The sequence below is a fragment of the Streptomyces sp. NPDC017940 genome (assembly GCF_044328435.1).
Classification (GTDB): domain Bacteria; phylum Actinomycetota; class Actinomycetes; order Streptomycetales; family Streptomycetaceae; genus Streptomyces.
Genome location: NZ_JBIRHJ010000004.1, coordinates 1 through 11,386, shown reverse-complemented (window position 1 = coordinate 11,386; position 11,386 = coordinate 1). Strand labels below are relative to the sequence as shown.

General features: G+C 68.1%; 8 protein-coding genes. 3 read left to right on the top strand and 5 right to left on the bottom strand.

What is annotated here, in order from left to right:
- The first annotated feature begins 116 nt into the window (after positions 1–116).
- Positions 117–1,973, top strand: coding sequence for an asparagine synthase (glutamine-hydrolyzing) (asnB, locus tag ACH4DX_RS14540; protein ID WP_398155294.1), 1,857 nt, complete (start codon positions 117–119; stop codon positions 1,971–1,973).
- Between the two features lie 93 nt (positions 1,974–2,066).
- On the opposite strand, the gene ACH4DX_RS14535 is transcribed toward asnB, so the two are convergent.
- From ACH4DX_RS14535 to ACH4DX_RS14520, 4 genes are all read right to left on the bottom strand, one after another.
- Positions 2,067–2,633: an AAA family ATPase gene (locus ACH4DX_RS14535; RefSeq protein WP_398155293.1), complete on the bottom strand. Its 567-nt coding sequence runs from the start codon at positions 2,631–2,633 to the stop codon at positions 2,067–2,069.
- A 132-nt stretch (positions 2,634–2,765) separates the two neighbouring features.
- Positions 2,766–3,590, bottom strand: a complete 825-nt coding sequence (locus ACH4DX_RS14530) for a thioredoxin domain-containing protein (RefSeq protein WP_398155292.1) — start codon at positions 3,588–3,590, stop codon at positions 2,766–2,768.
- Positions 3,591–3,920: 330 nt separating this feature from the next.
- Entirely contained in the window at positions 3,921–4,829 is a 909-nt protein-coding gene (locus ACH4DX_RS14525) for a serine protease (RefSeq protein ID WP_398155291.1), read from the bottom strand.
- 590 nt (positions 4,830–5,419) lie between these two features.
- Positions 5,420–6,664: an MFS transporter gene (locus ACH4DX_RS14520; RefSeq protein WP_398155290.1), complete on the bottom strand. Its 1,245-nt coding sequence runs from the start codon at positions 6,662–6,664 to the stop codon at positions 5,420–5,422.
- 72 nt (positions 6,665–6,736) lie between these two features.
- Between ACH4DX_RS14520 and ACH4DX_RS14515 the strand changes: the two genes are divergently transcribed.
- Entirely contained in the window at positions 6,737–7,579 is an 843-nt protein-coding gene (locus ACH4DX_RS14515; RefSeq protein WP_398155289.1) for a LysR family transcriptional regulator, read from the top strand.
- 1,240 nt (positions 7,580–8,819) lie between these two features.
- Complete coding sequence (locus tag ACH4DX_RS14510; RefSeq protein ID WP_398155288.1) at positions 8,820–9,362, top strand: DUF1707 domain-containing protein; 543 nt, start codon at positions 8,820–8,822, stop codon at positions 9,360–9,362.
- Between the two features lie 368 nt (positions 9,363–9,730).
- Here the strand turns inward: ACH4DX_RS14510 and ACH4DX_RS14505 are convergent, their stop codons facing one another.
- Complete coding sequence (locus ACH4DX_RS14505) at positions 9,731–10,870, bottom strand: cytochrome P450 (RefSeq protein ID WP_398155287.1); 1,140 nt, start codon at positions 10,868–10,870, stop codon at positions 9,731–9,733.
- Positions 10,871–11,386 lie beyond the last annotated feature (516 nt).

Here is an 11,386-nt window from a genome sequence, read left to right as displayed (position 1 = left end):
GCTCGCCGTACCCCGCCCGCGGCGGAAGCGGCCGCGCCCGTTCGCACCGGCGGGGTCCCGTGGAGTGGCGGCCCGCATCGGCAGCCGGTACCGCCTTCCGGCCTCTAGGAGAGATCATGTGTGGAATCACCGGATGGATCGCCTACGACCAGGACCTGGACGGCGGCAGGCAGCGCGCCGCCCTCGCCGCGATGACAGCCACCATGGACTGCCGCGGCCCTGACGCCGGGGGCGAGTGGGTCAGCCGCCGGGCCGCGCTGGGGCACCGCCGCCTGGCTGTGATCGACCTGCCCGGCGGCAGCCAGCCGATGAGCGTCAGCGAGAACGGGCGCATCCGGGCGGTTATTACCTTCAGCGGTGAGATCTACAACTACCGCGCACTGCGCAGCGAGTTGAGCGGCCTGGGCCACCGCTTCTCCACCGCCAGCGACACCGAGGTCGTCCTGCACGCCTACCTCCAGTGGGGGCCGGACCTCGCCACCCGCCTCGACGGCATGTTCGCCATGTCTCTGTGGGACACCCGTACCGAGGAACTGCTCCTCATCCGCGACCGCCTCGGCATCAAACCCCTTTACTACTGTCAGGTCGGGGATGCGCTGCTGTTCGCCTCGGAGCCCAAGGCACTGCTGGCCCACCCCGATGTCACCGCGAGCGTCGACGCCGGTGGCCTGCGCGAACTGCTGTCACTGGCCAAGACCCCGGGCCACGCCGTCTACCGCGGCATGTGCGAAGTGCGCCCCGGCCACATCAACACCTTCAGCCGCCGCGGACTGGCCACCAGCCGCTACTGGGCCCTACAGGCAAGCGAGCACACCGACGACCTGGCCACCACCATCGCCACCGTACGCGGCCTGCTCGAGAACGCCATCGCCCAGCAGAGCCACGCCGACGTCCCCCTGGGCACCCTGCTCTCCGGAGGCCTGGACTCCAGCGCCCTCACCGCCCTGGCCGCCCGCGCCAGCGACGCGCCGGTACGGTCCTTCTCCGTGGCTTTCGACAACCAGGCACGCGACTTCACCCCCGACCTCATGCACGTCGACTGCGACGAACCCTTCGTGCGCGCCCTGGCCGAGCACGTGAACACCGACCACACCGACATCACCGTGGCCACCGACGGACTGATGAACGCCGGCAACCGGCGCGCCGCCCTCACCGCCCGCGACCTCCCCTCCGGCCTGGGCGACTTCGACATCTCCGCCCTGCTGCTCTTTCGTGCCGTACGCCGGCACCTCACCGTCGCCCTGTCCGGCGAAGGAGCCGACGAGCTCTTCGGCGGATACTTCTGGTTCCACGACCCGAACACCGTCAACGCCGACACCTTCCCCTGGCGCGCCGCCATCGACGTCTACGCCCAGGCCGGCTTCGGTGACGCCCCGATGTCCACCCGCCTCCTGAACCCCGACCTCGTCCGCGCCCTGGACCTGCCCGCCCACCGGCACGAAAGCTACCGCCAGGCCCTGGCCGACGTACCGCACATCGAACACGCGGACCCGGTCGAACAGCGGATGCGCGAGGCCGTCCACCTCCACCTGACCCGCTTCCTGCCCTTGCTCCTGGACCGCAAGGACCGCATGAGCATGGCCACCGGCCTAGAGGTACGCGTCCCCTTCTGCGACCACCGGCTGGTCCAGTACGTCTTCAACACCCCCTGGAGCATGAAGACCTTCGACGGCCAGGAGAAGAGCCTGTTGCGCGCCGCTGTCGCTGACCTGCTGCCCGACGCCGTGCGCACCCGCCCCAAGAACCCCTACCCCACCATCCAGGACCCGCAGTACACCACCACCCTGCGCACCACTCTCGCCGCAGTCGCCGACGACTACACCGCGCCCGTCCACGACCTCCTCGACACCACCGCCATCAAGGAAGCCCTGGCCCCCGCCACCGACCCCAAGGACATGCGCTACGCCGCGGAACTCGTCCTCGACCTCGACACCTGGCTGCGGCAGTACCCCGTACGCCTGGACCTCCCATGAACGCCGCCCACCGGCCCCGGGACGGCCAAGCGCCCCTGCGCGCCGTACCCGGGCAGGCTCTACTGCCGATCCGGGCGCCGCGCCCCGACCCTTTCAGCGGTTGATGTCCAAAACGTCGTGGAGTTCCGCGATGGTCTCCTCCACCGACTTGCCCGCGGTGTCCACGACGATGTGGTCGCGGTCCCATGGTTCATAGTCCCGGTCGACGATGTCCTGCCAAGTCGGCAGCTCCAGATCGGCAATGTCCACGGTGCGTGACGTCGCCCTGCCCCGATGCTCCACCGGGTCGGAACAGACGAGTTCGACCTCGAAGAGATCGGCCTCGGTTCGCTTGGCCACCGCCGCCCAGGCGTCCCGCGTCACCTTCATCGGGTTCACGCACTCCGCGAACACGCATAACCCCTGGGCAAGCAAGTCCTCGGCCATGGCGTACGCGACCTCGTAGCCCAGCCCCCAACTGACGGCGTGACGCAGCGCGGCCGTGTCCGCGCCGTACGCGGAGAACCGGGAAAGCGACTGCTCGATCGTGTCGATCCGCAGGTAGCTGGCGTCGAGTTCCCGCGACACGGTGCGCGCCGCGGTCGACTTCCCCGTGGCCGGAAGCCCACCGACCACTACCAGCACGGGCTTGCTGCGGTGCGGCTTCCTGCCGTGCATCATCCGACGCCTCCGAGATCCTTCGTGCGGCCCCTGCATCAGCCGTTCCTACCCCTACGAGCTTCGGTCCCCCGCCCCGGAACCTGAGCAGCCGGACAGGGCCCAGGGCTAGTCCGGCGGCTCGCCCTCGCTCGTTCAGGGCGCCGTGGACTCGTCCTCGACCTCATCCCTGAGGGGCTTGTAGGCCATGTCCCACATACCGGGACGCTCATGAAGGTCTGTCACCAGTAGGTCGAGGAGGGACTCGTCGAATTTGACGTGTTGCAGCCCGTCGTCGATGGTGTGGCCGTTGACGACGACGGTGGGCGTACCGGGGCCGATCGGATCGTCGCCAGTCTGCTGGTATGCCCGCTGGGATGCGGTGACGAACGACCGGTACGTCATCCTCCTGACAGCCCGGTCGAAGGCTTCGTCACGAAGTCCCGGAACCTTCTCAGCAAGTGCGAGAAGGCGCTCGGTGGTGAATCCGCCGCTGCTTTCGACAACAGTCTGGTTCTTGAAGAGCACCGCGTGGTACTCAACGAACTTCTTCTTCTCCAGTGCAGCGCGCAGCGCGTTCACGGCTTGCTTCGATCCGTCACCGCCGACTCGGTCGTCCCGGAAGGAAGCGAAGGTGTACTCGGTCTTGATCTCTCCCTCGCGCACCAGCTTGTGGACTGCCTTGGCTCCGGTCTGCTCGTACTCCTCAACGACGGGGCAACGCGGGTCCTCGTACACGTGCACGGTCGAACGGGCTGAGGGATTTCCCACCACGATCGTCGTACCGTCCGAGGCGATGTGTTCGGGTAGCCGCCCAGCGGACGCGTAGCGGACCTCGGCACCTGTTTCCGGGCGGGCATTCTTCGGTTCCTGCGTGTCCTGCGCGGCGTCCCCCGCCTCGGACCCGCCCGGCGCGCATCCCGCGAAAATCCCTAGGAGCCCTACCGTGATGGCCGCCCGGGCCGTTCTTCTCATGTGCATCGGACTTCGTTCCCTCCCCTGTGAACAGAGGGACTCTACGTGTCCGGTGGGACAGTCGCACCACGGATTCAGGCGATGGCGGAAGGGCTCGCCATGATCGGCCGAATAAGTCCTAGAGGCCGGTCGGCCCTGCGTCCGCGGGTGGTCCCGTGTGGCTACAGACGGGTTGTCAGAGCTGCAACTGCACCTCCGATGCTGCGATCTCGGCACGGTTTCGCGAACCTGCCGTGGCTTCCAATGGGTGCAGGACGCCTCGTACCTGCGGTAGCAGGACCGGTGCCCGGTGCCGGGAAGGCTCGCGCTACGGCACCGGGCGTGTGGGAAGGCTGCCTACCGCGCAGCAGGGGAGCGGTGCTTCTCGGCGGCCACCGGCTTTGGCAGGGTGCAACCCGGCCGGTTCAGGTCGATGTTGTTGCCGGCGCCGATGCACGGGACGAGGGTGTAGGTCTGCTGGGCGTATCCGATGCTGCGGCGGACGGTGACGTTGCCGTTCTGGTCGACCTCACAGGGGTTGTTGTCGGTGCAGCGCTGCCCGCTCTCGTTGATGGTGTTGTTGACAGCGACGACCTTGCCGGTCGCGTCGTCGATCACGGGTGAGCCGGAGGTGCCGCCGATGACCTGGCAGGGCGAGGTGTAGCGGAGGGAGTCCTTCCAGGTCCAGCGCCCCTCCTTGAGCTGGTACGCGAAGCCGTCGACACTGCACTTGTACATCCGCTTCCAGTAGCCGGACGCGACCGTGATGGCCCGACCCGCCTGCGGGTGTGCGGCCTCGAGATCGAGCGCCTTGATGCCGTAGCGGGTCTCTATGTCCCTGTAGGTGCTGGTGAGCCGGTACAGCGAGGCGTCGGTGTCGGTCATCGTGCCGTACGCGATCTTGCTGGCGCGTACGGTGCCCGCGTTGCCGCCACTCGCGTTCAGGAGCGTGAAGCTGCGGGTCGAGGGGCGGTCGACGATGACTTGCCCCGGGCCAGGGAACCCGGTCTCCAGGCAGTGTCCGTTGGACAGCACGAGCGCGGGATCGGTGGGCTGCGACGAAGGCGCCCGGACGACGGAACCGGAACAGTTGCTGAGCGCCACGGTACCGGCGAAGGTCACGGCTTTGGCCTTGACCTTCGCCTCGGCCGGAATCGCCGTCCGCTGGCCTGCTCCCGGCGCTTCGTTGCTGACGGCGGTCGCTGGCAGAGCCGTCGCGCCGAGGAGCAGCGCGGTGAGGCCGGCAGCGACGAGAGGCTTGTTCATGGGGGACCCCTCTGATGACTGTGTGTCCGAAGGTCTTTCGGATTGTCATGTGCATTGTTGGGGTGGGGGCGTGGTCAGGACAAGACCGCCTACGGTCAAGTGCGGCGTGTACACGCCTGGACGACCGCCTGTGCGGCCAGAACCCGTACGACTGGAAGCCGAAGGGCACGTTGCTGCGGTGCGTCCCGCGGGTCGGTGCCGATCACGTCACGGGACGGGGGCGGCACCGCGGTGCCGCCCCCGTCCCGGTCGCACTCGTCGTCCAACTCGCCCCCGCTACCGCCGCCCACGCCGCCCCCGGCGACTCCGTGCGCTTGCCCGTCCGAGACGCCGCCCTTACCACGCTGCCCGTCGTTGACGAGCCCCGTGCGGGCTACGAGCGCGACAAGTGGCGCCATTGGATCGCCACTCCGGCTGCGCGCTCATGCTCGCGGCCGCGACTGTCTGCCCAGCTGGCGCGGATGTCCGCGTCGTCGAAAGTGTCGCGAGGCTGCCGATCGGTCAGCGGCACGACGGGATCGGGCCAGGCGTTGAGCAGGTGTTCGTCAGGGAACCATCAGGCCGCCGACGCAGGGCACCGCCCCGGCACTTCACGCACCGGACCGAGTGCCGGCCCCGCCCGGCCGCCCGGCCGGTGCCTCGGCCAGATCGTGTTCGCTGGGCAGAGGCCGCCTTCGGGTGGGCGGGCGGCGGGACAGTAGGTATCCGGTCAGGGCGGCAGCGAGGCCGGCCAGTCCGGCCGCGGCGAAGCCGCCCGCCGGCACGGAGACGTCGATGGCCACCCCGACGGCCGGGGCTCCGAGCGCGAAGCCCGCGCTCTGCGCCGAGGACTGCATGCCTGTCGCCTCACCCCGCACCCCGGCGGGCGCCAACCGGCTCACCGCGTCGGCCACGGCGGAAAGAGTCGGCGCCGTGAGCAGTCCGGTGCCGACGACAGCCACGCACAACCACGGCCAGTCAGGGGCGAGCCCAACGGGCAGAGTCACCATTCCGAGCAGCCCCAGCAGCAGCCACGAGGGCAGCGGCCGGTGCGACGCGCCATACATCAGCCCGCCCACGACGGAAGCCACGCCGAAGGTGGCCAGGACCATGGCAGCCCAGGACAACTGATCTGCTTCGTCGAGTGTGGCGACGATGGCGAGATCAACGCCGCTGAGCAGCATCGTGGTACCGAACCCCACTGTCAGGACTGCGGCCATGCGGGCGCCGAGCCACTCCCGAGGCGGAGGCCGTTCGGCCGTCCCGGCGAGCGACTCGTCCTCGGTGCGCAGCGGCGGATCGAGCAAGGCGATGCCGATTCCGCCGACCACGATCGCGGCACCGACCCCCCACGCCACCACACCGGGGGACAGGATCGCGGCACACAGGATCACCACCGCGGGGCCCAGCATGTACGACAACTCGCCCTGCACCGACTCCAGCGCGAACGCGGCCCTGCGCTGTGACGGCGGCGTCAACGCGGTGATCGCCTGCCTGGTCACCGGTTGAGCGGGCACCATCAGCAGACCCGCCACGAAGGCCGCGCCCAGTAGCATCCCGTACGGCAGGACCGGCACGCTCAGCCAGAACACGACCTGAAGTGCGACAGTCACCAGCAGCACCGTACGCAGGCCTCGCGCATCCATGACGCGGCCCAGGAGCGGCCCGCCCAGCGCCAGTCCGGCCGTCAGAGTCGCGGTCACACCCCCGGCCGCCGCATAGCTCATGTCGAGGTCCAGCACGACGTACATCGTCAACGCCGTCACATCGGCCGTGATCGCGGTACGGGCGACCAGCGAAACCCCCAGCAGCGCTGCCATCCCCGGCAGTGCGAGCACCTGTCGATATCTGGTCACCCGTGTGACGCTAGATCACTCGTCATGCCATAGGTAGTGGTTGTTTTACTGGAGCTGACATAATGAGAATTTATGGCCAGGGACCTTGAGATCACACTGCTGCGGTCTTTCGTCGCCGTCGTGCGGGCGGGCAGCATCAGTCGCGCCGCGGCGACGCTCGGACACACCCAGCCCGCACTCAGCCAGCAGGTGCGCAAACTCGAAAGCGCAGTCGGCCGTCCGCTGCTGTACCGCTCGCCGTCCGGCGTCTCCCTGACACGGGCGGGCGAGGAACTCCTGCCCTACGCCGAACGCATCCTCTCCCTCTGCGCCCAGGCACTCACCGAAACCGGCCGCACGCTGACCGGCCGCTGCGGCATCGGCCTGCTCGAAGACCTCGCGGCCTCCCAGCTTCCGCAGGTCCTGGCAGACCTCGCGCGGCTGCACCCGGGCGCCACGCTGGAGGTGCTGAGCTGCTCCAATGCCGAGATGCGCGAGGCCTACGAAGCGGGCCGCGTCCAACTCGTGCTCGACGAGGTGCCGCACATCCCCGGGCCACCGCGCTGGACGGTACGCCGTCCGCTGGTCTGGGCGGTCGGTCAGGGCGTGGACGTGACCGCCGACCCCTTGCCGGTGGTGCTGTTCTCCAACACGTGCTCCTGGCGTACGTCAGTGCTGGCATCGCTGGAACACTCCGAACGCCACTGGCGCGTCACGTTCGAAAGCAACAGCCTGGTCGGTGTGCTTGCCGCGGTACGGGCCGGACTCGGCGTGGCGGCCCTCATGCCCGCGAACCTCGAACCGGGCATGGTCTGCCACGACCCGGACGCCCTGCCCGCTCTCCCCGACGTCGAACTCGGCGTCGCACGGCATCCACGTACCGCGGGCGATCCGCTGATCGACGCGGTGGAGACCGCCCTGCGCCGCACCGTCTGAGGTCGTACGAGCGCCTCACAGGACCGGCTGCGCTGACCCCCGCGTCCGGCTCGGTTCAGCCACTGTTGCACCGTGCCGTGTGCGGACCGGCGGTGTGCGGGCAGTGTCAGACCCTTCTGCCACAATCGGTACATGGGATTCTTCGACGGCCTGGTCTTACCGGAAGAACTACTCGGCGAGCGGACCGAGTTGGCCCGCATAGGCGCGCCAGGAGAGGACGCTGCCTGGTACGGACCGCCGGTCGACTGATTCACTCCGTTCCGAGCTGCGCGTCGGCTGCTGTTCAGCGACGGCCGCTGCGTGACCTGCTACGAGGACGTGGCCGAGACACGCACCCCCGATCGACACTGAGGCACTGCACGCCGCGTCAGCGAAAGCAGTCGAGATCTGGCCGAGCATCAAGCCAACGGACCTGTACGAGCAGCCAAGTTCCCTCAGCAGGATGGAGATATGCGGACCTCCTCAGCTCCTGGCCCGACCCTTGACCCAGCGTCAGCGGATCGGGTCGGTTACTCCAACTGGAAGGACGCCACACTGATCCGGACCGGCTCCACGCGGGCGCACCACCTGACGCGCGCATCGGAGGGGAAGGGGGCACGCCACTGCACTGAGCCGCGGAGCGGGGAGTCGCTGAAGCAATTACCGCCCTGCTGGCCCACGGTGCGCAAGCCGACCCGCATGATGACCAAGGACACAGTCCACCTTGGTACGCGGTCTGCACCAGGGATGAGGACAGCGTCCACGCACTGATCGCGGCCGGGGCCGATGTGTGGACACCGCAAACCGGGATCTGGTCACCGAGATGCTGCTACTGTCCACACCCCTCGCGCCGCTCGTCACGCAACTGCCAGCAGCACGTCAACTGCGTGGAGCACGGCAATTGCCCGGAACAGCGCAAGTGCATGGAACACGGCAAGTTCCTGGAACATGGCAACTTTCTGGAACATGGCAAGTTCCTGGGGCAGGGCAAGTTCCTGGAGTGGCCCAGCTGTCCGCCGAGGAAGTCGCCCCTTTCTGGGAGGCGGACGCGCTCATCACAGCATTCGGCGAACGAACGCTCTACCCAGAAGGGATCGGCATCTGTTTCGCTGAGTGCCACTCACGGAGACTGGTGGCACGGCTGATACCGCGCGGTGCTGGACTTCTGGCCCCCGAGGCCGAAGCACTTGCAGCCTCCTCACCGGAGGTCCTCGCACAGGATTCGGCGCGATAGCTCGCGCGCACGGCCTACAGTGAAACGGTGACCCCCCTGCCGAAGGACTTGCCGTCATCGATCAGCGAACAGGACCGTGACACGGCTGTGCAGCGCCTGAAGGAGGCGTACGCCGAAGGGCACATCTCACACGAGGAGATGGACGAAGGCCTCCACCGGGTGCTCACCGCCAAGACGCGCGGCGAACTCGCGCCGACCCTGGCCTCGCTTCCGCCGGAGAAGCCGAGCACCACGTCCACGATCGCCGCCGCCAGCGGACGGATCAAGCGGCGCGGCGCGTGGCGGGTACCCCGGACCCTCAAGGTCGAGTCCGCATTCGGAAGCGCCCACCTGGACCTGTCCCGAGCGGTCATCGAGTACCCGGTGATCGACATCGAGCTGCAACTCGGCACCGGCAAGGCAAGGATCACGGTGCCTCGCAACGCGACCGTTGATCTTGAGAAACTGCGCACCGAGTGGAAGGTCTCGCTCTACAAGCCCCGGCGGAACCCTGGCCCCGGCGGGCCGACGATCCGCATCTCCGGGACCATGGGGTACGGACGTCTGAAGGTCCGCCACGCGCGGCGCTGAGGCGTCCGGGGCGATGCGTACGCACCTTCGCCCTGGGTGCCGTCGCCTGGGCATCGCGACCAAATTGCAACGATGGCCGGTCAGCCCGGCGTCTACATGTTCTGGTCGCCGCGCCGCTGCGTTGGTCGTAAGCGAGCGGCGGGGGCTTATTTAGGAAGGCTGGATTCCGCGGGGTCACTGTCCTGAGGGATGGGTTTCCCTTGCCTGCGGGCTGCTTGAGGTCAGGCCCGGACGTCCAGTATGACGTCCGGCCCTGGTCGTGTGCTCGTCATTCTCAGTACCAGTACCAGCGCCTCGCCGGCTTGTTGGTGAAGATGCGTCGCATCGCGGTCATAGGTTTTCACCTCCTCTTCTGTCACATCGTTCTGTCATGTGGTGGTCGGTGATGTCAGAGCGCGGTGGAGGGTGAATGGCCGGGGGACTGTGCTTTCGGCCATGACGGGCCGGGGGTCTCCACCGGTGACGGTGAGGCGGGCGCTGTCGCATAGGGCGGTCAGTGACTCGGCGAGCAGGGTGTGCGCCACCGCCGCGCCCGCGCAGATGAAAGGACCCATGCCGAAGGGGACGTAGGGACCGTGTTCGCGTGTGGTGGCCCAGCGTTCGGGTTGGAACGCTTGGGGAGCGCTCCACAGGTGTTCGTCGTGGTGGAGCAGGTAAGGGCTGACGGAGAGGAGAACACCGGGCGGCAGGGTGGTGCCACCGAAGTCGAGGGGGCGGGGGAGGGTTCGGCCGACCATCCAGGCGACCGGGCGGTGCCTCAGTGCCTCGCGCACGACGTGATCCGCGGGCCATGGCCATGGTGTGGGTGCTGTGTGGTGCAGGCAGGCCAGCAACACCGTCCATGCCAGTGAAGTGCTGAGGGGGGACATGATCGCCCGGAACATCATCAAGTGCAGCTCGGCAACGGTCCGGTCGGGTGTCCCGGCGGGGCATGCGCTGAGCACGGCGTCCAGGACATCGCGCTGTTCGCCGACCGGGTTTTTACGGCGGCGTCCCACCTGTTCGGTCACCGCAGCGAGCAGTCGTGCGCGTAAGACTTCCGCTCGCGCTCGCTGCCACACGTGCGGTGCGTGGACTGCTACGCCCCCGTACGCGGATCGTTGCAGCAACTTGCGCGTCTCGGCGGGTGTTCCGGGATGGAGCAACAGGTCTGCCAGGCACCGGTATAACAGCCGGGTACCGGCGGCGGGCCATCGACTGGCCGTGGGGAGTTCCGCTACCGCCCGGGTCAGGGCGGCGCGGTAGTGGGGCATGCCCGCCCGCAGAAGGTTGCGTACCGCATGTCCGACCTCGACCTGGGCACTGCGGGTGGGGAGCAGATCGCCGAAGAAGCCTGACTTGCCCGCATGGTATTCGGGGCTGCGCAGCAGTGTCTGTGCCAGAACGGGATCGCTGACGCACCAACCGCCCCAGGGCAGCTGGATCAGGCCCGTCGTGCTGCGGCGACTGAGGTTGTCGAGGTAGGCCAGCGGGTCTCGCCGGAGTCGCCGCTTCTCGCCGATCCTCATCCCGTCACCTCCTGCCCGGCTTGTTGTTCCTGCCTGGCTTGTTGGCACTGGACGCCGGACCAACGGGCCCAGCCCCCGGGTCGATGTCATGCCGATCACGGGATGCCCGCGCTAGGGGGTGAGAAACGGGTCCCTCCACGGTGTCACTCGAAAGGTGACGTATATGTCTGCCTATTCGCGCGGGCCGACCTCGGTGGAAGAGCAATGGAGGGGCGCGTTGTTGACCGCCCGGGGGTGGTTGTTTGGGTTGTTGGTGGTGGTTACGTGTTTGGCGGTTCTCAGTGTGGGTGGGGGCCGCCGGGTGCCGGTGCTGTGGTGCTGTGGTGCTGTGGTGCTGTGGTGCTGTGGTGCTGCGGTGCTGGTGTGGTGGTCGTGGCGTCCCTCGTGCGCCGCGGCCTGGGGGTGGTTGCGGAGTGCGGGGTGTGGGTGGGTGGTGGTCTGTGTGTTGTGGCCTGTGGTGGATGCGGGTTGGTGGGTGGGGTTAGTGGGTGGTTTGTGTGGTGGGGGTGGGTGGGG